Raw genomic sequence first — 19,211 nt, 5'->3', positions numbered from 1 at the left:
ACGCGTCAATCGGACAACTTCGCCGCCAGCTGTGCGACACGGGCGCCGTCGGCCTTCAGGGCGGCTGCCAGCGCGCGGCCGTAGCCGGCGTCGGCCTTCTGGAAGTAGGACAGCATGGTGTACTTCACGCCGTCATCCTTCACCTGCCCCAGGTCGCCCGCCAGGTTGCTCACCAGGTTGGCCTGCTGCTGCGCGTCCAGCGAGCGATAGAAGTCGCCGGCCTGCTTGAAGTTCTGCGTCTTGACGATGCGGGCCTGCTGCGTGGCGCCGCTCAGCGGCAACTGGCTGGACTTGTATTGCGCATCGTCGGCCAGCGCCGCGTGCTCGCTCGGCTGATAGTTGACGTCGCCCTTGCGGCTGCCGCTGTTCTGCGCGCCGTCCTGGTTGTAGTTGACGGCCGCGTTGCGCGGACGGTTGACCGGCAGTTGCAGGCCGTTGGCGCCGATCCGGTGCAGCTGGGTGTCGGCGTACGAGAACAGGCGGCCTTGCAGCAGGCGGTCCTCGGAGGCCTCGATGCCGGGCACCAGGTTGGACGGCGCCAGCGCCGACTGCTCGGTTTCCAGGAACACGTTGTCCGGGTTCTTGTTCAGCGTCATGCTGCCGACCTTCACTTCCGGCACGCCGGGCCAGGTCTTGGTGGCGTCGAGGCCGTCGAAGTCCAGCGCGGCCAGTTGCGCCGGCGTCAGCGTCTGGATGTACAAATCCCAGCGCGGGAAATTGCCTTGCTGGATGGCGCCGATCAGGTCGCGCGTCATGTGGTTGAACTCGGTGGCCTGGATGGCCGACGCTTCCTTGGCGCTCAGGGTCTTCTGCCCTTGCAGGCTCTTCCAGTGGAATTTCACGTAGTGGATCTGCCCCTGGGCGTTGACGAATTTATAGGCATGTACGCTGTTGCCGTCCATCTCGCGGTAGCTGGCCGGGGTGCCGAAGTCCGAATACACGCGCGTCAACATATGGGTCGATTCCGGCTGGTGCGAGAAGAAATCGAAGAAACGGTTCGGGTCCTGGATGTTGCTGTCCGGCGCGGGCTTGAGCGAATGCACCATGTCCGGGAACTTGATGGCGTCGCGGATGAAGAAGATCGGCAGGTTGTTGCCGACCAGGTCCCAGTTGCCCTCACTGGTGTAGAACTTGGTGCCGAAGCCGCGCGGATCGCGCAGCGTTTCCGGCGAATGGTTGCCGTGGATGACGCTGGAGAAGCGCACGAACACGGGCGTCTGCGTGCCGGGGCGGAACACGGCGGCACGGGTCAGCGCGGACAGGTCCTGCTCGGCCACGAACACGCCGTAGGCGCCGGTGCCGCGCGCGTGGACCACCCGCTCTGGCTGCCGTTCGCGGTCGAAGCGCTGCAGCTTCTGGATCAGCTGCACGTCCTGCAGCAGCACCGGGCCGTTGGGGCCGGCCGTCTGCGAATTCTGGTTGTCGCCGACCGGCGCGCCGTTGTCGCGCGTCAGCGTGGTGCCGGCGCCGGCGATCAAGGGTAGAGCCAGCAACAGTATGATGGTCGAAGTTTGCAATGGTTTCATGGTGACGTCTCCTGGTTGAGTTGATGTTCAGTCACTATAGCCATCGCGCCATCATTAATAAACATAATTAAAACTATGAAATCGATAGCAATTTCAGCGAAAAAGAGCAAAAAAAAAGCCCGCTAAGTTAGCGGGCTGAATCTATTTCCTTGGAGGAGATAGAGGAGACAGGTGAATGATGCTGCATCGCGACATATAAATCTAATTTATATTGGTAATAGCAGCAATACGATGCGTGAATAACTGGCCTATTTGTGGCGTTACTCGATAGAACATGCGCAAACTCGCGGTCACCAATTTTTCGACCTTTCCAGCTCCGGTACATGAAGGAAGCTCCACGTTGTGGCATCTCGTAGATGTTCTGCGCTGGATGTTGCCGCGCGGGGGCTACAAAGTGGACCAAGTACTGTTGATGTCGCAACGACCGCTAAGCAGCTTAACCTGGTCAAGCAAAATCAGCAGCTTGAGCCTGAAGTACTTCATCAAGTACAGGCGTTGCTGGCGCAAGGGTCTTAATAAGCAAATGGCCGCCATCTGCTTATTAACACCCTGGCATAAAAAAAAAGCCCGCTAAGTTAGCGGGCTGAATCTATTTCCTTGGAGGAGATAGAGGAGACAGGTGAATGATGCTGCATCGCGGCATATAGGTCCAATTTATATTGGCAATAGCAGAGATATTCGGCGTGAATATCTCCGCCCTGCACGCTTATTTATTGATGTCCACCGCGTAAGGCAGCACGCGCGAGGCCATGCGGGTGTCGGTTTTCAACAGGCCCACCTCGTCGGCCAGGATATGGACCGCTTCGTTCAGGAGCACGTCCTTGGCGGCCTTGGCGGCCTTTTCCGCATCCAGCTCGGCCGTCAGCGAACGCTCGTCGCCCTGCAGGCCGTCGTCGGTGCGCAGCGCGCCCTTGACCGCCGCCACTTTCGGCGATGGCGCAGGCTTGCCGTTGGCCGGCTTGGCCGAGATCGCCTTGTTCAGCGCGTCCTTCGGATCCGGGATCAGCACCGGATCGTCCGCGCCCAGCGTGGTCGACAGCAGGCGCGCCTCGCGCAGCTTGGCGCGCGCTTCCTGGGCGTCGCGCTCCTTGCGGCGCACCGCCTCGTTGAGCGAGATCAGGTTGTCCTTGCGCTGCTTCTTGACCAGCGCGATGTCCTCGGCCAGGTACTGGAAGTCCTTGTCCTTGGCCACGCGCGCCTCGTGCTTCTTGTCCAGCAGCGGCAGGATCTCCTTGAGTTCGCCGGCCGGGATGTAGACCGCCGGCTTGATCGAGGTCCACGGCAAGGCATTGTCGTAGCTCGACTCGCCGAAGGTGTCCGAATCGCCCATGGTCGGCAGCTTGATGTCGGGCGTGACGCCGCGCAGCTGCGTGGTGCCGCCGTTGATGCGGAAGAACTGGGCGATGGTCATCTTCAGCTCGCCGTAGTGCACCTGGGCGTTCTGCGAGAAGCGGTCCAGGCCGAAGATGGTCTGCACCGTGCCCTTGCCGAAGCTCGGCTCGCCGATGATGACGCCACGGCCGTAATCCTGGATCGCGGCCGCGAAGATCTCGGAGGCCGAGGCCGAGCCACGGTTGATCAACACGCCCAGAGGACCGTCCCAGGCCATGCCGGGGTTGGTGTCGCTTTCGACTTCGATCTTGTTGTCGCTGTTACGCTGCTGCACCACCGGGCCCTTGTCGATGAACAGGCCGGTCAGCTGCACCGCCTCGGCCAGCGAGCCGCCGCCGTTGTTGCGCAGGTCGATCAGCACGTTGTCGACTTTTTCCTTCTTCAGCTCGCCCAGCAGGCGGGCCACGTCGCGGGTGGCGCTCTTGTAGTCCTTGTCGCCCTTGCGGCTGGCCTCGAAGTCCTGGTAGAAGGTCGGCAGCGAGATCACGCCGATGCGGCGCTTGGCCGTGCCATCCTTGACCTCCAGGATGGATTTCTTGGCCGACTGCTCTTCCATGCTGATCTTCTTGCGCACCAGCGACACCTGGGTGTGCTTGCCATCGACGCCGGCGTCGACCGGCAGGATGTCCAGCCGCACGGTGGAATCCTTCGGCCCGCGGATCAGCGCGACCACGTCGTCGATGCGCCAGCCCAGCACTTCGGTCATCGGCGAGCTGTCGTCCTTGGCCACGCCGAGGATCTTGTCGCCGACCTTGATCTTGCCCGACAAGCCGGCCGGGCTGCCCGGCACCACTTCGCGCACCACCGTGTACTCGTCGCGGGTCTGCAGCACGCAGCCGATGCCCTCAAGCGACAGGCGCATGGCGATATCGAAGTTCTCCGACGCCCGCGGCCCCAGGTAGTTGGTGTGCGGCTCGATCGACATGGCGTAGGCGTTCATGAAGATCTGGAACACGTCCTCATTGGTCAGCTTGCGCGAGCGGCTGATGTAGTTCTCGTAGCGCTTGTCGAGCGTCTCGCGGATGCCCTTGTCGTCCTTGCCGGCCAGCTTGAGACGCAGCCAGTCGTTCTTGACGCGCTTGCGCCACAGCTCCTTCATTTCAGCGTCGGTCTTGACCCAGTCGGCCTTCTCGCGGTCGTACTGGTAGCTGTCGTCGAGGCTGAAGTCGGGCTTGGTCTTGAGCAGCTCGCGCGCGTAGGCGATGCGCTCGTTGAAGCGCTGCTGGTACAGGTTGTAGATGGCGAACGGCACGCTGAGGTTCTCGCCGTTGATGGCGTCGTCCAGGCGGGTACGCACGATGGCGTACTGGTCGAGGTCGGCCTGGGTGAAGAACAGTTTTTCCGAATCCAGCGATTTAAAATAGCGGTCGAAGATTTTTTCCGACATGGCGTCGTCCAGCGGCATGGACTTGTAATGCAGTTTGGTCAGCACCCGCGAGGCCCACACGGCCGCCTGGGCCTGGCCCGGCTGGGGTTTGAGCACGGTCTCCGCCGCGGCTTTTTCCGGCACGGCGGCGCCGGCCTGCGCCGACAGCGCCGCTAATATGGCCACCAACAGCATTTGCTTCTTCATCGGCTTACTCCGAAAACATAGTTATCAATATCGTCCTGCGCAGCGCTCCTGCCTGCCGTTCCATTCTACAGGATAGCACCTGGCACAGGCTCCGGGAGTTTGCAGTGTCCCCGCGCAGGCTTAAGCCGGCCTGAAATACCCGGTCAACATCGATGTTGCCATGCAGCAAAACTGTGATATCATGCCGGTCTGTTGTTTTTTGACGGCCCGCCAAGCACTACTCCGGCAGCGCCGATACGCCTCGACCCGTGAGGCGCCCTGATGTCCTCACGCAGTCGCTCCGCTGGAGCATGCTCGCCTTCGAGCCCTCAATCCGCAGTACCCTGAACTGATAAATACATGCAAACCTTTACGATGCCCCCCCGTGACTGGGGCGTTGGCACCAAGATTTCCGTTTTCACTTTCGGCCTGATCGCCGTCATCCTGGCCATGCTGCTCAGCCTGATCAACATGAGCACTTCGGCCATGCTGACCGAGCGCGCCAAGGCCAACGTCGCCAATACGCTGGGCGGCATCGCCAACACGGTCGAAGTGTTCAACACCGCCATGACCAACGAGGCGTCGAGCTTTGCCCGCCTGTTCGCGTCCGGCTTCGGCGAAGGCACGTTCACGCTGGACACCGCCGCCACGGTCGACATCGGCGGCAAGCCCACGCCCACGCTCAAGCACAACGGCCGCCCGCTGAACCTGGACTTCTCCATCCCCGACAAGTTCACCGCCGACACCGGCGTGGTCGCCACCATCTTCGCCGCCAACGGCGACGAGTTCGTGCGCGTGAGCACCTCGCTGAAGAAGGAGAACGGCGAGCGCGCGGTCGGCACCCAGCTCGACCACGCCCACGCCAGCTACGCGCCGCTGCGCGCCGGCGGCAGCTACATCGGCCTGGCCACCTTGTTCGGCAAGCAGTACATCACGCAGTACGATCCCATCAAGGACGAGCGCGGCCAGGTCATCGGCGTGCTGTTCATCGGCCTGGACATCTCGAAGAACATGGCCATGCTGAAGGAAAAGATCAAGGCCATCAAGATCGGCGACACCGGCTACATCTACGTGCTCAACGCTGCGCCCGGCAAGGCGCAGGGCACGGTGCTGGTGCATCCGGCCAAGGAAGGCGAGAACCTGATCGACAGCCAGAGCAGCGACGGCCGCGCCTTCATCAAGGACATGCTGACGCAGCAGAAAGGCGCGATGACCTACGCCTGGTCCGACAGCGCCGGCGCCGCGCCGCGCGACAAGATGGTCGAGTTCCACACCTTCAAGCCGTGGAACTGGCTGATCGTCGGCGGCACCTACACCGAGGAGATCACCCACGAGGCGGGCCAGCTGCGCAACCGCTACGCCCTGCTGGGGCTGGTGTCGCTGGCGCTGTTCGCCGTGGTGCTGTTCCTGCTGGTGCGCGCCAACGTCACCCGCCCGCTGGCCCGCGCCGAAGCGGCCGCCACCCGCATCGCCCAGGGCGACCTGGACGTGCAACTGGCCATCGACAACAAGGACGAGATCGGCCTGGTGCTGCGCGCCCTGAACGGCATCAGCAAGAACCTGTCGGGCGTGGTCGGCCAGGTGCGCCTGGGCGCCGAGCAGATCGCCACCGCCTCCAACGAGATCGCCGCCGGCAACCTCGACCTGTCGTCGCGCACCGAGGAACAGGCCTCCAGCCTGGAGGAAACCGCCGCCTCGATGGAACAGCTCAGCAGCGCCGTCAAGCAGAACGCCGACAACGCCGCCCAGGCCAACCAGATGGCGCTGGCCGCCTCCAGCATCGCCGCCAGGGGTGGCGATGTGGTGGCGCAGGTGGTCGACACCATGGGCTCGATCAACCAGTCGTCGCGCAAGATCGTCGACATCATTTCGGTCATCGACGGCATCGCCTTCCAGACCAACATCCTGGCGCTGAACGCGGCCGTGGAAGCGGCGCGCGCCGGCGAACAGGGGCGCGGCTTCGCGGTGGTGGCGTCGGAAGTGCGCAACCTGGCGCAGCGCTCGGCCATGGCGGCCAAGGAAATCAAGGCGCTGATCGACGACTCGGTCGGCAAGGTCGAAACCGGCAGCCAGCAGGTGGCGCAGGCCGGTACGACGATGCAGGAAGTGGTGGTCAGCGTGCGCCGCGTGACCGACATCATGGCCGAGATCAGCAGCGCCAGCGAAGAGCAGCGCGCCGGCATCGGCCAGGTGCACGAGGCGATCGCGCAGATGGACCAGGTCACGCAGCAGAACGCCGCGCTGGTCGAGCAAGCGGCTGCGGCGGCGCACGCGCTGCAGGACCAGGCGTCCGACCTGGAGCAGGTGGTGCGTATCTTCAAGCTGGGCGATGCCCAGGCCGCGCCCCGCCTCGCGCTGAGGTAAGCAGCGGCGCTGGCTTTGTCCTATAATCGCGGCATGGGCAAATTTCTGAAGCACCGGCGCGGTTACAGCCTGATCGTCTGCATGGCGATCGTGCTGAACCTGTTCGCCCCGGCGATCGGCCACGCGATGGCCACGCTGGCGGGCGACCCGCTGGTGCTGGAAATTTGCAGCAGCAGTAGCAGCAGCGCGCCAACCAAGCCGGCGCCGGGCGATCCGGCCACGCACGCGATCAAGCATTGCGCGCTGTGCGCCACCCATGCCGACACCTACGCGCCGCCGCCCGCGCCGTCGTCCGCGCTGACCGTGCTGCGCGGCCACGACGCCTATCCTGCGCTGCACTACCAATCCCCCACCCCGCTGTTCAACTGGTCCAGCGCGCAGCCGCGCGGACCGCCCGCCCTGTCCTGACATCCCGTTAAGTCCGCAAGCCACCGCGCCGCACCGGCGACGGCCGGCCCGCGCCTGTTCAACGAATCACAGGATCAATCATGCAACGCCGTACCCTACTCACCGCGCTGGCCGCGCTGCCGCTGGCCGCGCACGCCGCGCCGCCGGCCTACACCGGCATCGACGTCACCGGCAGCAGCATCGGCCCCGACTTCCGCCTGTTCTACGGCGACGGCAAGCCCGCCTCGCTGCAGGACTTCAAAGGCAAATACGTGCTGCTGTTCTTCGGCTTCACGCAATGCCCGGACGTCTGCCCGACCGCCTTGTCGCGCGCAGTCGAAATCAAGAAACTGCTGGGCGCCGATGGCGGCAAGCTGCAAGTGCTGTTCATCACCGTCGATCCCGAGCGCGACACCGCCGCGCTGCTGGCCGAATACATGCGCGCCTTCGACCCGGGCTTCATCGGCCTGCGCGGCGACGCCGCGCAAACCGCCAAGGCCGCCAAGGACTTCAAGATCTTCTATCGAAAAGTCCCCAGCGGCAGCTCGTACACGATGGACCACACGGCCATCACCTACGTGTTCGACGCCACCGGCAAGATACGCCTGGCCTTCAAGCACGAGCAAACCGCCCAGCAATGCGCAGCCGATCTGCGCCAACTGATGCAACCTAAAAAAGAAACCAGCTTCCTGAAAGGACTCTTCTCATGAAACGCATACTCTACCTGATGCTCCTCGCCGCCCTGCCCGCGTTCGCGCAAGTCACCGTCAGCGAGGCCTGGGTGCGCGGCACCGTGGCCGCGCAAAAAGCCACCGGCGCCTTCATGACGCTGACCTCGGCGCAGGACAGCCGCCTGGTCGGCGCCAGCTCGCCGGCGGCCGGCGTGGTCGAGGTGCACGAAATGAAGATGGTCGACGACGTCATGCGCATGCGCCAGATCGACGGCCTGGCGCTGCCCGCCGGCCAGCCGGTCCAGCTGTCGCCGGGCGGCTACCATTTGATGATGATGCAGCTGAAGCAGCCGCTGGCCAACGGCGAGAAGATCCCGCTGACGCTGGAGTTTGAAGACGCGCACAAGGTCCGCAGCAAGGTCGTGGTGGATGCCGTGGTCAAGCCGCTGAACGCCGCGCACTAGGCGCGCACGGTGGCCGTCACAGCGCTTGCCGTGGCGGCCACCAGCCCCTTCTATTTCGTCAACACCAATGAGAAATACATGCGCAAGGGCCCGTTCGCCAATTTGAAAAACACCTTGTTGCGGCCTTTCTTGAAGCGCACCCTGCGTTTTCCCTCGGTCATATTGAAGTCCTGCGCATAGGTATTCTGGGTGTCGTAGAGGGCACGCCAAAGCGACATTTTGTTGATGTTGCCGCCGACCCAAACCTGCTCGTCGTTGAGCCATACCTGGGCATCGTCGTCGGCCCCTATCCACATCGTCAGATCCTGCTCCCGGTCGAGCATGAGTTCGGTATAGCCGTAGTACACGGCGTCCTCGGCGAAATCGGGCGGCACCAACGGATAGCTGTCGGCGTTGAAGTAGCGCCACTTCACCACACGACTGTCCTTGCCGGCATAGGCGGCGTCCAACACGACACCCTCTTCCGGCGGATAGCGGTAGTTGGAAAATAGTCCGCGGCCGTGTTTGCCTTCAAACGGCCCGATCAGATACCAACTGTTGATGTACACGCGATCGGCGAATTCACCGCCGCGCCCCAGCATGCGGCCGACACCTTTGTGCATGGCGCCGGCATCGACCGACGGGATTTGGCCGGTCCCAGGGTTGAAGATGCTTTCTCCGCTACGCCGATACCATCCGGAGACATGCCGGGGGAGCGCAAGATCGCGATTGATAAACTTGCCGATCCGTTCGACGGCCAGGCTATCGTTGCCGCCGGGGGTGGTGCTAAGCGGGCCATCGCTGGGCAGTTCTCCGCCGGCGCCCTTTCGGACCGCGTCGGGATGCCGGCCGCCGCCGTATGCGTCGCCGGATGTGCTCTCCGGGCTTTGCACGGCAACCCCATCGACACGGCGCCGCAGATCCTGTTGCCGTTGCACGAGCGCGGCGCGTGCGCGCGCCGCAAGCTGCTCGATCTCCTTCGCCAACTGTTCCGGCTTGGCGTCCGCCGCCGGCGCTGAAGCCGGCGCCGGCTTGGGTGCCGTTGCGTCAAGTTGCTTACGCGCCTGGTCCTTCGAGATCCCTTCGATGCGTGCCAGTTCGCCGGCCTTGAGACGCTGTTCCACCTCGGCGATGGATTTTGATAACTGCCTGGCTTGCTCAAGCAACTCGGTCGGTGTCTTCGGGAGCGACGTGGCGCTGAAACTCGGCTGGTCCCCGGCTGTATCGGCCGGGACAGTGGCGCGACCGCTCTGTTCCAGCAAGTCGCGGATCTGTTTCATGTCCAGCACGCGCTTCTCCGTGCTCGACTGCTTCGACAATTCAGCGCCGGCGCGCACAAGGTCCTGTTGCCGCACCAGCTCGATACGGTAGGAGCCGAAGTAGTAGCACAGTGAAATCAACGCGGCATGCACGGACAGCGACACCAGCATGAATCTGTGCCGTTTGCCCAGCGCTGCCATGTGGCGGCGCAGCGGCCGCGAAACATCAACGGAGCCGAACCTCATTGCGCGCCACGCGTGTGCATGGAAATATTGGTCAGCCGCTCGAACTGGCACAAGTCGAGCACATGCACGATGTCCTGATACCTGGCCAGCTGGTCGCCATCAATGCGGACCCGGCGCCCGGGATTGGCCGCCGCCTCGATCTTGAGACGGCCATGCAGAACCTGGGTGGACACAGGCGCGCCGTCGAGAAACAGCTGGCCGCTCTTGTCCACGCCGATGACGAGCGACGCCTCCCCCGCTTCATCGGCCTGAAGACTGGCCTGGGCGGCGGGCAGGGAAATCGGCAGCTCGGCCTGCTTTTTCGGATTGCTTGGCTGCCTGAACGAAGTCGCCACCATGAAGAACATCAGCAGGAAGAAAATGCAGTCGATCAGCGCGATCAGGCCGATTTCCGGCTGCTCCTCTTCGCCCAGCTTAATTCGCATGGGCCACCACATGCAAAGACTGCGGTGGCGCTTCGCTTCCAAGGAACCACTCGTTGATCAGTCCGCCGACGTTTTTTTCCAGCGCCAACCCGAAGAACGCCTGGCGATTCTTAAAGAAATGGTGCATGGCCAGGGACGGCAGCGCAACGACGAGGCCGCAGGCAGTGTTGATCAAGGCCTTCGATATGCCACCGGCCAGCAAAGCCGGATTGCCCATGCCTTCGGAGAAGGCGATGACATGGAATGCTTCAATCATGCCGACCACGGTGCCAAGCAGGCCGACAATGGGAGCAACCGTCGCCACGATCGCCAACGCATAGGCCTTTTGCTGCTGGTGGCGCAATTCGATCGAGGCGAGGTCGCCGGCGCCGCTGCTGACGACGGCGTATCCGTGGTGCCGATGCGCGACGATGTAGGCGATCACGCGGGCCAGCGTGCTGTCCTGCTCGGCCAACAGTTGTTGCAGCTTGCCGAATTCCTGCGCCGCCCACAGCGGTTTGACGCGCTCGATCAGCCCGTCGGGCACGATGTTTCGCGCGCGGAAATTGACCAGGCGCTCGATCGTGACCGCCAGGAACAGAATCGACAATCCAAGCGTGAACACGATGGCTCCACCGCCGTCAGCGACCTGCGCAATGATATTGAAGTCGGCGCCGAGCGCGATGTTATGTGCCGCGAGGGCGACCAACGGCGCGGTGCGGTAGAGTTTTCGCATACTTAGCGCCCCGTGGCGACAGGTGGTGCGCCGCCACCAAGTTGTCGCTGCATCAGGTCCTTGGCCGCCACAAGCGCATCATCCACCTTCGCCGCAACATCCGGGATGACACCCACGCCCTCCCAGTTGGTATGGGTGATCGGGCTGATCGAGCGCCTGCTTGGTATAAACGCGGCAAAGTGCTCGCTGAGACGATAGGGGCGCGAGGCGTTGGCGCCGCCCCAGGTGCGTTCGCCGATCACCGTGGCGCGTTTCAGCGCCTGCAGTTGGTACGCGAACGATTCGGCGGCGGACTTCGTATCGGGGCCTGCCAGGATCAGGAGCGGCTTCTTGCCACCGTAGCGTTTGCCGTCAAGCTTATCCTGCGTCCAATACTGCGTGGCGATGCCGGTAGCACGTTCCCAGCTGTCGTTGAGGCGGGTGCGCTCGTCAAAAAAATAGCTGATCAATAGCGCCACCGATTCTCCCCCGCCGCCACCGTTGTTGCGCAGATCGATGATGAGGCCATCGGTGTCGGCGAGCGCATTCATCGATGCGGCGAACTTGTCGGATACGAGGAAAGCCGGCGCGAAGGAGGATAGCTGCAGATAGCCAATGTTGGGGCTGAGGTGATCGACCTTTTCCACGCCAAGGTTGGATGCGAGGACCCTTTCAAGCACCGCGGGCGGCACCTGTTTTTCCCATTCCGCCCGCGTCTGGGGTGGCGGCGGCATGGCATCATCGGGCGGCACCGGGCGGGCGCTGGCATCCACTAGCATGTGCTTGTCGTGCACAACGCCATCGATGTCATCCGACAGCTGTCTGGCCAACTGTTTGCCGTCCGTGATCCCATCGTACTTGCCCTCGCGCTGGTGCTGGCGCAAGACGACCTCGGCTTGTTTGGCTTTGTCTGGAAAAACGTAGTTGGCATTCAGCTTGGCGATCAGCGTATCGATGACCTCCAGCCGGGTCGCCCGATCGACCTCCACCGTCGGCGGCGACGGGGGCGTGCCGGCGATTGCCGCCGTCACGGTCAGCGAGAACAAAGACAGTGCGATCATCCATTTCATGTTCATTATTTTCCTCTCACATCGATTTGTGGAAACGATTAACAGCCCTGCTACATCTGGCGGAACTGCCTGGTAAATCCTTCGCTAACGCTCAGGCGCTCGGTCCGCCCTTTCAGGACGACCTCCAGCCCGGCGCCGTATTCGCTCCGTTCGATCCGGTCGATGGCCTGCAGATTGACGATGGTGCTGCGGTGGATTTGCGCGAACAGCTGCGGGTCGAGTTGCTCGAGCAGGGACTTGAGAGGCAGCCGGATCAGCGAATCGCCGTTCTCCGTCACCACCCGCGTATACTTTTCGTCCGACTGGAAGTACAGCACTTCGCTCACCATCACCAGCCGCACCGAATTGCCGCTCGAAGCCTTGATCCACTTGAGGTACACCGGCGCGCTCTCCTGCTCGAACAGCTGTTCCCACACCGCCGGCGGCGGGCTGGCGGCGGTGCGCGACTTCAGGCGGCGGATCGTCTGCAGCAGGCGAGCGGTCGTCAACGGCTTGACCAGATAGTCGGACGCGCCGGCGTCGAAAGCGGCCAAGGCATACTCCGCATGCGCCGTCACGAACACGACCTGGCACGACTCGGGAATATGACGCGCCACCTCCATGCCGTTGAGGCCGGGCATCTGTATGTCCAGGAATACGATGTCCGGTTTCAGTGCATCGATGGCCGCCACCGCTTCGATGCCGTTTTCGACTTGGCCGGCGATGTGCAGTTCGGGCCACAAGGCATGCAGCTGGTCCGCCAGCTCCGCCCGCAGCAGGGGTTCGTCTTCGACAATCAGGGCGCGCGGCATCAGGCGGGGCTCCCAACAATAGGCACGGTCAACAAGGCGCGTACTCCGTGTGCGTCGCCCGGCTCCACGAAGAGGCTGGCCTTCCGCCCGTAGAGCAGCAGCAGGCGCTCCGTGATATTCGCCAGCCCCGTGCCTTGCCCGGCTTGTTCGGTCAAGCCGACGCCGTCGTCGACCACGGACACGATCAGCAGCCCGTCCTTCCCGTCGCTCTCGTGCCTTGCGCCGATGGTGATCAGGCCCGGCCGGCTGGCCCGCTCCAAACCGTGCTTGACGGCGTTTTCCACCAGCGAGATCAGCATCGCCGGCGGGAACGGCAGGCCGCGCAATTCTTCGGCCACTTCGACCGCGAAGCGCAGGCGCGCGCCCATGCGGATGCGCATCACCGCCAGGTAGTCGCTCACCAGATCCATTTCGCGCCCCAGGGTCGAGGACACCGAGCGCATATCCGGCATCGCGTTCTGCAGGTAGCCGACCAGGTGGTCGAGCATGTCCTGCGCGGCGTGCTGGTCGGTGCGGATCAGGTACTTCAGATTGGCCAGGGTGTTGAACAGGAAGTGCGGCTCGACCTGGGCCTGCAGGGCCGAGAGGCGCGCCTGCAGCGAGGTGCGCTCCAGCTCGCGCTCGCGCCGGGCCGCGTCCAGTGCGCTTGCATGGCGCGCGAGGTGCTGGCGCAGTTGGGCAGACACCAGCTCGGCGGTCTTGAGCGACTCGCCCTGCTGGATCGTGAACCAGGCCAGGCCCGGGCGGCAGCGGACATCGATGTGGCAACTGGGGCCCAGATCGGACGATACCCTCACCTCGACATGGCGCCCCAGCGTCAACGGACGCCAGCGGCCCAGCACGATCCGGCCCTTGAAAGGGTCGTGGAAGAACGCCGGCGGGCCTGAATAGCCGAGCGCGGTGCCGAGCGCCAGCCCCGACAAGGACTCGGTGCACAGGTCAAAGGTGGTCAAGGGATTGAACGGCGCATCGATGCGACGCGTCACCGAGGAAGCCATGGCCTCCGCACTCAGTGCCTTGCCCTCCTCGACCAGCCGCGCAAGAAAGCCGCGGGCGATCCCGCTGGACATCAGCGCGAGCCAGATCATCACCGCCAGCACAACCGCGCCGGCAATAATGTACGGCGTCAGCTTGCGGGCCTCCACGTCTCCCGGCGCGGCCGGGCCGAGTTTCAGCCAGAGCGGCAGCAGCGCGATCGCCAGCGACAGGAACAACAGTGAGCCGGCGTTGAAGCGCAGCGCCGACTGCAGCAGGTAGCGGCGCACCAGGCGGCGGTCGTGCCCGACTTCCGGTACGGCAGGCGCGTTAAATGGCAGAAATGGGGGAGAACGCATTACATTCCTCGTGTTGAACTGGCACCGCCATTCTAGCGGCAGGGGCGCGCGTGTTTTCGCCTATGCGACGAATGCCCGCAAATCGGGGAGGAAACCGGTGCTGGCGGGATGAATGCCGGCGGGAAGATGCGTACCGGCTACGCAAGCAATCGATTGAACTGGAAAACGCCCAGCCAAATCAAACCAGCGATACAGCCATACATCAGGGCGGACAGCGCCCCCATTTTGATGTCGATATGGGAGGGAAGGCAGGAGAACAAGGCGACCGCCGCGACATAGCCGGACACTATCCAGCTCATGTAGTCGCCGTTCTGGAAAGCCGACTGCGTCCAATAGTTAAAGATCAACCAGCTCACCCAAGCCAACAGAAGCGGGGCAAAGGCCACCGGCGCGGAGTTCCAGATATTCAGGTTTCTAAAGCCCACGGAACCCAGCATCCAATAGTTTTTCCCCCGTCTCGGAATGATGGAAAACGACGTGGGCTTCGCATACACCACCCAGCCCACCGCCGCGTGCAAGACCTCGTGACTGATCGTCCCTATCAACGTCAGGATCGCGATTCCCCAACCCGAATACCTCACCCAGCGCAGCAAGCAGAACCACACAAATATCAAAACGAGGGATGGGATGGAGCCAACCGTCAGGCCCAGGTGATTTAGCGAGAACATTCTGGCCTCTTGTCGGGTATGGCCGCATCGTCGCACGGAGGCGAAAGCGCGTCAATTGTCCCGATTAAAGTTGTACGATGTCTGACATCTGCGTTATGATCGCTGCAAAACCACCATAGCAAGGAGACCGCATGACCCCTCTTCCGACCAAGGCCAGCCGGGTACGCTGGCTGATACTCGCCATCCTGTTCGCCGTCACCACCATCAACTACGCCGACCGCGCCACCATCGCCATCGCCGGGCCGGAGCTCAAGAAACTGCTGGGCCTGTCGCCGGTGCAGATGGGCTTTGTGTTCTCGGCCTTCGCCTGGTCCTACGTGCTGGCGCAGCTGCCGGGCGGCTGGCTGCTGGACCGCTTCGGTTCCAAGCGCACGTATTTCTTCAGCATCTTCCTGTGGTCCAGCTTCACCATGTTGATGGGCACCGTGGGCTTCCTGACCGGCGCCGCCGCCGTCTCGACCCTGTTCTGCCTGCGGCTGCTGATCGGCGCGGCCGAGGCCCCCTCCTTCCCCGGCAACAGCCGGCTGTCCTCGGCCTGGTTCCCGACGGCCGAACGCGGCACGGCGGCGGCCATCTTCAACTCGGCCCAGTATTTCGCCACGGTGCTGTTCGCGCCGCTGATGGGCTGGCTGGTCCACAGCTTCGGCTGGGAAAGCGTGTTCTACGTGATGGGCGGGCTGGGCATCGTCATGTCCTTCATCTGGCGCAAGACGGTCTACGGGCCCAAGGATCATCCGGCCATCAACGCGGCCGAGCTGGCCTACATCGAAGCGGGCGGTGCGCTGGTGGACCTGGAGAGCAAGGACAAGGCCGTCGCCACCACCAGGCTCGACACCTGGTCCTGCATCCGCCAGCTGCTGGGCAACCGCATGCTGCTGGGCGTGTACATCGGCCAGTACTGCATCAACACGCTGACCTACTTCTTCCTGACCTGGTTCCCGGTCTACCTGGTGAGCGAGCGCCACATGACGATCCTGAAGGCCGGCTTCGTGGCCGCGCTGCCGGCGGTGGCGGGCTTCCTCGGCGGCGTGCTGGGCGGCTTGATCTCGGACCGCCTGATCAAGTCCGGCAAGTCGCTGTCGATAGCGCGCAAGACCCCCATCGTCGGCGGCATGCTGCTGGCGATGTCGATGATCGTCTGTAACTACGTCGACGCCGACTGGCTGGTGGTGCTGGTGATGTCGCTGGCCTTCTTCGGCAAGGGCATCGGCGCGCTGGGCTGGGCGGTGGTGGCCGACACCTCGCCCAAGGAAGCCGGCGGCATGAGCGGCGCGCTGTTCAACACCTTCGGCAACACGGCCGGCATCACCACGCCGATCGTGATCGGCTACATCCTGCAGGAGACCGGCTCGTTCGCCGGCGCGCTGGTATTCGTCGGCGCCAACGCCGCCGTCACCGTGCTGTGCTACGTGCTGATGGTCGGCGAGATCAAGCGCTTCGAGTTCAAGACGCCGGTGCTGAAGCACATCGGCGGCGCGGCGCCGGATGCAGGCGCTCCACTTCCCTCGACGAACATCAACTGATGCAGCACTGGCTTGGCGGCGGACTTGTCCGCCGCCGCGCAGTTATCAGGCACGACCAAGAGGCAAATACAAAGTCAACGCGGTATCTACTGTAGGACGGAATCCAAATCCTTCGTAAAATGCCGCTATCTGAGCGTCCTTCGCATCCACGACCAATACGCGTACGCCCATTGTCCGCCGTACGGACAGCGCCAGATTGACTGCGTGGCCCAACAATAGTTGCCCATAGCCTTTGCCTTGCTCGGACTGAGACACAGCCAGGCGCCCCACACGTACGGCGGGTATTGGGTAGGTGGGCAATCGCTTGCGATCTCGGCGGACAAAGCGCAGTAAGCCAGGATGCAAGTTGGTTGCGCATCGTCGATCAGGACATGTGTGGTGGCGATACCGTCCCGCTGATGCTGCCCGGCGCGTTGACGCAAATAATCGTCCAACGCGGCGACTCCACAGGTGAAAGCGTCGCGGTCATGGTGGGAAGTATCCAGGACAGCGATGGCGAGCGCCATAGTTCAGCGCCGCTTTAGACCAGACGCCCCATCCATTGCCTTTTTCAGACGATCATTCGGGCGGAATGGTTCATCCAACGCGGCGAGGAAACGGCGCGACTCCTGCTCAGACAGCACGACAACGCCATCGGCCGCGATGGTGGCATCCGCTTCGCGCAGTACGGCATCGCGTGCGAAGGCCGACACGGCCATTCCTTGCAACGCGGCGGCTTTGGCGATCCTATCCTTCTCGCGGGACTCAAGGCGAAGATCAAGACGAACGGTAGCAGACGTCATGGCAGACTCCTTTTGTATGGGATCTTACTGCACACCCCACGCATCGGCAAGACATGAAGATTTAGTGACTGTCGGGCGTAGACGGGGATCGGCCACGCCGGAAGGCAGCGAGTGGTGAAAGTGCTGTTGGGCTAGTAGCTGTCCGTGTAGAAGCACCGCCCGCAAGCCTGGCGGTAGCTTTCATTGCCGCCGATGCTGATCTGCTCGCCTTCCTTCAGGCGCTTGCCGTTCTCGTCGACGCGGATGTTCATGGTGGCCTTCTTGCCGCAGGTGCAGATGTTCTTGAGCTCTTCGATATCGTCGGCCAGCGCCAGCAGGTAGGCCGAGCCGGGGAACGGCTCGCCGCGGAAGTCCGTGCGCAGGCCGTAGGTGATCACGGGGATGCCGCGCACCTGCGCCAGCTGGTGCAGCTGCTGCACCTGCCGCGTGCTGAGGAACTGCGCCTCGTCGATCAGCAGGCAGGCGATCTTGCGGTCGATCGCGTCAAGGAAATTGGTGTCGGCGTCGAACACCTCGGTCTGACGCTGCGGCCCCAGCCGCGACGTCACCTGCCCCACGCCGTAGCGGTTGTCGATGGCGGCGGTGAACAGGCGCACCTGCTGGCCCTGCTCTTCATAGTTGTGCGCCACCTGCAGCATCGCGGTGGATTTGCCTGCGTTCATCGCAGAATATCGGAAATAAAGTTTAGCCACTACTGTCCCTTTTGAAGAGCGCGATTATAAACCGTCGTCTTTGAAAAAGGCGCATACTGGCCGTTGTGCTTTTCGCATATAGAAACTCGAAAACATTCCTTTCCAGCGCTTATCGAGCGGCCTACCATCCGCTCTTTACAAAAAAGCACGGACGGACACAATCCTCCCGTGCCGACAGTTCGCAAGGAGAATCGTATGCCCACCCCCGCATTATTCAAACTCATCGGCAACACCCCGCTGGTCCAGGTCACCCGCCTCGACACCGGCCCCTGCCAGCTGTTCCTCAAGCTCGAATCGCAGAACCCCGGCGGCTCGATCAAGGACCGCATCGGCCTGTCCATCATCGAAGCGGCCGAGGCCGACGGCCGACTCAAGCCGGGCGGCACCATCGTCGAGGCCACCGCCGGCAACACCGGCCTGGGCCTGGCGCTGGTGGGCCGCCTCAAGGGCTACCGCGTGCTGCTGGTGGTGCCGGACAAGATGTCCACCGAAAAAGTGCTGCACCTGAAGGCGCTCGGCGCCGAGGTACGCACCACCCGCTCCGACGTCGGCAAGGGCCATCCCGACTACTACCAGGACTACGCCGCCCGCCTGGCGCGCGAACTGCCCGGCGCCTTCTTCGCCGACCAGTTCAACAACCCGGCCAACCCGCTGGCGCACGAGACCACCACCGGCCCGGAGATCTGGGAACAGATGGGCCATGAGCTGGACGCCATCGTGGTCGGCGTCGGCTCGGGCGGCACGCTGGCCGGGCTGACCAGCTACTTCCGCAAAGCCGCGCCGCAGGTCGGCTTCGTGCTAGCCGATCCCAAGGGCTCCATCCTCACCGAATACGTCGACACCGGCCGCGTGTCCGACACCAGCGGCTCGTGGGCGGTGGAAGGCATAGGCGAGGACTTCATCCCCGCGATCGCCGACCTGAGCGGCGTGCGCAAGGCCTACACCATCACCGACCAGGAAAGCTTCGACAGCGCCCGCAGCCTGCTGCGCGCCGAGGGCATCCTGGGCGGCTCGTCGACCGGCACCTTGCTGGCCGCCGCGCTCAAGTACTGCCGCGAGCAGACCACGCCCAAGCGCGTGGTCACCTTCGTGTGCGACACCGGCACGCGCTACCTGTCCAAGGTCTACAACGACGGCTGGATGCACGACCAGGGCCTGCTGCGGCGCGAACCGCTGCACGACCTGCGCGACCTGATCGGCCGCCGCCACGACGAGGGCGATGTCGTCAGCGTCTCTCCCGGCGACACGCTGCTGACCGCCTTCAACCGCATGCGCAGCACCGACGTGGCGCAGCTGCCGGTGCTGGAGAACGGCAGGCTGGTCGGCATCATCGACGAATCGGACCTGCTGCTCAAGGTCGACAACCACGCCGAACAATTCTCCAGCCTGGTC

19 protein-coding genes are annotated in these 19,211 nt (G+C 63.4%); 7 read left to right on the top strand and 12 right to left on the bottom strand.

What is annotated here, in order from left to right:
• Positions 1 to 5: 5 nt before the first annotated feature.
• The gene (locus HUX88_RS30705) at positions 6 to 1,526 is read right to left on the bottom strand and encodes a catalase (protein WP_176364223.1); all 1,521 of its coding nucleotides are present in this window, start codon (positions 1,524 to 1,526) and stop codon (positions 6 to 8) included.
• A gap of 274 nt (positions 1,527 to 1,800) precedes the next feature.
• On the opposite strand from HUX88_RS30705, the gene HUX88_RS30700 reads away from it, so the two are divergent.
• Entirely contained in the window at positions 1,801 to 2,100 is a 300-nt protein-coding gene (locus tag HUX88_RS30700) for a hypothetical protein (protein ID WP_176364222.1), read from the top strand.
• A 132-nt stretch (positions 2,101 to 2,232) separates the two neighbouring features.
• On the opposite strand, the gene HUX88_RS30695 is transcribed toward HUX88_RS30700, so the two are convergent.
• Complete coding sequence (locus HUX88_RS30695) at positions 2,233 to 4,491, bottom strand: carboxy terminal-processing peptidase (RefSeq protein WP_117010213.1); 2,259 nt, start codon at positions 4,489 to 4,491, stop codon at positions 2,233 to 2,235.
• A gap of 354 nt (positions 4,492 to 4,845) precedes the next feature.
• Here HUX88_RS30695 and HUX88_RS30690 point away from each other — a divergent pair, with 354 nt between their 5' ends.
• From HUX88_RS30690 to HUX88_RS30675, 4 genes are all read left to right on the top strand, one after another.
• Positions 4,846 to 6,834, top strand: coding sequence for a methyl-accepting chemotaxis protein (locus HUX88_RS30690; protein WP_176364237.1), 1,989 nt, complete (start codon positions 4,846 to 4,848; stop codon positions 6,832 to 6,834).
• A 33-nt stretch (positions 6,835 to 6,867) separates the two neighbouring features.
• On the top strand, positions 6,868 to 7,242 hold the full coding sequence (locus tag HUX88_RS30685) for a DUF2946 domain-containing protein (protein WP_176364221.1): 375 nt from the start codon (positions 6,868 to 6,870) through the stop codon (positions 7,240 to 7,242).
• Between the two features lie 80 nt (positions 7,243 to 7,322).
• Positions 7,323 to 7,931 (top strand): SCO family protein, encoded by a 609-nt coding sequence (locus HUX88_RS30680; protein ID WP_117010210.1) that lies wholly within the window; start codon positions 7,323 to 7,325, stop codon positions 7,929 to 7,931.
• Positions 7,928 to 8,356: a copper chaperone PCu(A)C gene (locus HUX88_RS30675; protein ID WP_176364220.1), complete on the top strand. Its 429-nt coding sequence runs from the start codon at positions 7,928 to 7,930 to the stop codon at positions 8,354 to 8,356. Before HUX88_RS30680 ends, HUX88_RS30675 begins: the two co-directional genes overlap by 4 nt.
• A 50-nt stretch (positions 8,357 to 8,406) precedes the next feature.
• Here HUX88_RS30675 and HUX88_RS30670 read toward each other — a convergent pair whose 3' ends face one another.
• The 7 genes from HUX88_RS30670 to HUX88_RS30640 all read right to left on the bottom strand — a co-directional run bounded on the left by HUX88_RS30670 (position 8,407) and on the right by HUX88_RS30640 (position 14,822).
• Positions 8,407 to 9,840, bottom strand: a complete 1,434-nt coding sequence (locus HUX88_RS30670) for a hypothetical protein (RefSeq protein WP_176364219.1) — start codon at positions 9,838 to 9,840, stop codon at positions 8,407 to 8,409.
• Positions 9,837 to 10,265: a biopolymer transporter ExbD gene (locus HUX88_RS30665; RefSeq protein ID WP_176364218.1), complete on the bottom strand. Its 429-nt coding sequence runs from the start codon at positions 10,263 to 10,265 to the stop codon at positions 9,837 to 9,839. Before HUX88_RS30665 ends, HUX88_RS30670 begins: the two co-directional genes overlap by 4 nt.
• Positions 10,255 to 10,980, bottom strand: a complete 726-nt coding sequence (locus HUX88_RS30660; protein WP_176364217.1) for a MotA/TolQ/ExbB proton channel family protein — start codon at positions 10,978 to 10,980, stop codon at positions 10,255 to 10,257. The genes HUX88_RS30665 and HUX88_RS30660 overlap by 11 nt, the downstream gene beginning before the upstream one ends.
• Before the next feature lie 2 nt (positions 10,981 to 10,982).
• Positions 10,983 to 12,029: a S41 family peptidase gene (locus HUX88_RS30655; RefSeq protein ID WP_176364216.1), complete on the bottom strand. Its 1,047-nt coding sequence runs from the start codon at positions 12,027 to 12,029 to the stop codon at positions 10,983 to 10,985.
• 50 nt (positions 12,030 to 12,079) lie between these two features.
• Positions 12,080 to 12,820: a LytTR family DNA-binding domain-containing protein gene (locus HUX88_RS30650; protein ID WP_176364215.1), complete on the bottom strand. Its 741-nt coding sequence runs from the start codon at positions 12,818 to 12,820 to the stop codon at positions 12,080 to 12,082.
• Positions 12,820 to 14,154 carry a sensor histidine kinase gene (locus HUX88_RS30645; RefSeq protein WP_176364214.1) on the bottom strand — a complete coding sequence of 445 codons (1,335 nt, stop codon included), beginning with the start codon at positions 14,152 to 14,154 and terminating at the stop codon, positions 12,820 to 12,822. Before HUX88_RS30645 ends, HUX88_RS30650 begins: the two co-directional genes overlap by 1 nt.
• Positions 14,155 to 14,291: 137 nt before the next feature.
• Positions 14,292 to 14,822, bottom strand: coding sequence for a hypothetical protein (locus tag HUX88_RS30640; protein ID WP_176364213.1), 531 nt, complete (start codon positions 14,820 to 14,822; stop codon positions 14,292 to 14,294).
• A 131-nt stretch (positions 14,823 to 14,953) separates the two neighbouring features.
• Here HUX88_RS30640 and HUX88_RS30635 point away from each other — a divergent pair, with 131 nt between their 5' ends.
• The gene (locus HUX88_RS30635; protein WP_176364212.1) at positions 14,954 to 16,345 is read left to right on the top strand and encodes an MFS transporter; all 1,392 of its coding nucleotides are present in this window, start codon (positions 14,954 to 14,956) and stop codon (positions 16,343 to 16,345) included.
• 45 nt (positions 16,346 to 16,390) lie between these two features.
• Here HUX88_RS30635 and HUX88_RS33420 read toward each other — a convergent pair whose 3' ends face one another.
• The 3 genes from HUX88_RS33420 to HUX88_RS30620 all read right to left on the bottom strand — a co-directional run bounded on the left by HUX88_RS33420 (position 16,391) and on the right by HUX88_RS30620 (position 17,819).
• Complete coding sequence (locus tag HUX88_RS33420; protein ID WP_373886605.1) at positions 16,391 to 16,615, bottom strand: GNAT family N-acetyltransferase; 225 nt, start codon at positions 16,613 to 16,615, stop codon at positions 16,391 to 16,393.
• A gap of 239 nt (positions 16,616 to 16,854) precedes the next feature.
• On the bottom strand, positions 16,855 to 17,127 hold the full coding sequence (locus tag HUX88_RS30625) for a DUF1778 domain-containing protein (RefSeq protein WP_176364211.1): 273 nt from the start codon (positions 17,125 to 17,127) through the stop codon (positions 16,855 to 16,857).
• 131 nt (positions 17,128 to 17,258) lie between these two features.
• Positions 17,259 to 17,819 (bottom strand): thymidine kinase, encoded by a 561-nt coding sequence (locus tag HUX88_RS30620; RefSeq protein ID WP_117010199.1) that lies wholly within the window; start codon positions 17,817 to 17,819, stop codon positions 17,259 to 17,261.
• 195 nt (positions 17,820 to 18,014) lie between these two features.
• Here HUX88_RS30620 and HUX88_RS30615 point away from each other — a divergent pair.
• Positions 18,015 to 19,211, top strand: a 1,197-nt coding sequence (locus HUX88_RS30615) for a pyridoxal-phosphate dependent enzyme (protein WP_176364210.1), incomplete at its 3' end; no start/stop codon positions are given.

The sequence above is a fragment of the Duganella sp. BJB1802 genome (genome assembly GCF_013369445.1).
GTDB lineage: Bacteria > Pseudomonadota > Gammaproteobacteria > Burkholderiales > Burkholderiaceae_D > Rugamonas > Rugamonas vulcania_A.
The sequence above is the reverse complement of the archived record's forward strand: the minus strand, read 5'-3'. Positions and strand labels throughout refer to the sequence as shown.

Excerpts from the sequence above, each read along its gene's own strand:
- HUX88_RS30680 (WP_117010210.1), top strand. The coding sequence starts at position 7,323 with ATGCAACGCCGTACCCTACTCACCGCGCTGGCCGCGCTGCCGCTGGCC.
- HUX88_RS30675 (WP_176364220.1), top strand. The coding sequence starts at position 7,928 with ATGAAACGCATACTCTACCTGATGCTCCTCGCCGCCCTGCCCGCGTTC.
- HUX88_RS30700 (WP_176364222.1), top strand. The coding sequence starts at position 1,801 with ATGCGCAAACTCGCGGTCACCAATTTTTCGACCTTTCCAGCTCCGGTA.
- HUX88_RS30660 (WP_176364217.1), bottom strand. The coding sequence starts at position 10,980 with ATGCGAAAACTCTACCGCACCGCGCCGTTGGTCGCCCTCGCGGCACAT.
- HUX88_RS30665 (WP_176364218.1), bottom strand. The coding sequence starts at position 10,265 with ATGCGAATTAAGCTGGGCGAAGAGGAGCAGCCGGAAATCGGCCTGATC.
- HUX88_RS30670 (WP_176364219.1), bottom strand. The coding sequence starts at position 9,840 with ATGAGGTTCGGCTCCGTTGATGTTTCGCGGCCGCTGCGCCGCCACATG.
- HUX88_RS30655 (WP_176364216.1), bottom strand. The coding sequence starts at position 12,029 with ATGAAATGGATGATCGCACTGTCTTTGTTCTCGCTGACCGTGACGGCG.
- HUX88_RS30625 (WP_176364211.1), bottom strand. The coding sequence starts at position 17,127 with ATGACGTCTGCTACCGTTCGTCTTGATCTTCGCCTTGAGTCCCGCGAG.
- HUX88_RS30705 (WP_176364223.1), bottom strand. The coding sequence starts at position 1,526 with ATGAAACCATTGCAAACTTCGACCATCATACTGTTGCTGGCTCTACCC.
- HUX88_RS30645 (WP_176364214.1), bottom strand. The coding sequence starts at position 14,154 with ATGCGTTCTCCCCCATTTCTGCCATTTAACGCGCCTGCCGTACCGGAA.
- HUX88_RS30635 (WP_176364212.1), top strand. The coding sequence starts at position 14,954 with ATGACCCCTCTTCCGACCAAGGCCAGCCGGGTACGCTGGCTGATACTC.
- HUX88_RS30685 (WP_176364221.1), top strand. The coding sequence starts at position 6,868 with ATGGGCAAATTTCTGAAGCACCGGCGCGGTTACAGCCTGATCGTCTGC.
- HUX88_RS30650 (WP_176364215.1), bottom strand. The coding sequence starts at position 12,820 with ATGCCGCGCGCCCTGATTGTCGAAGACGAACCCCTGCTGCGGGCGGAG.
- HUX88_RS30690 (WP_176364237.1), top strand. The coding sequence starts at position 4,846 with ATGCCCCCCCGTGACTGGGGCGTTGGCACCAAGATTTCCGTTTTCACT.
- HUX88_RS30640 (WP_176364213.1), bottom strand. The coding sequence starts at position 14,822 with ATGTTCTCGCTAAATCACCTGGGCCTGACGGTTGGCTCCATCCCATCC.
- HUX88_RS30695 (WP_117010213.1), bottom strand. The coding sequence starts at position 4,491 with ATGAAGAAGCAAATGCTGTTGGTGGCCATATTAGCGGCGCTGTCGGCG.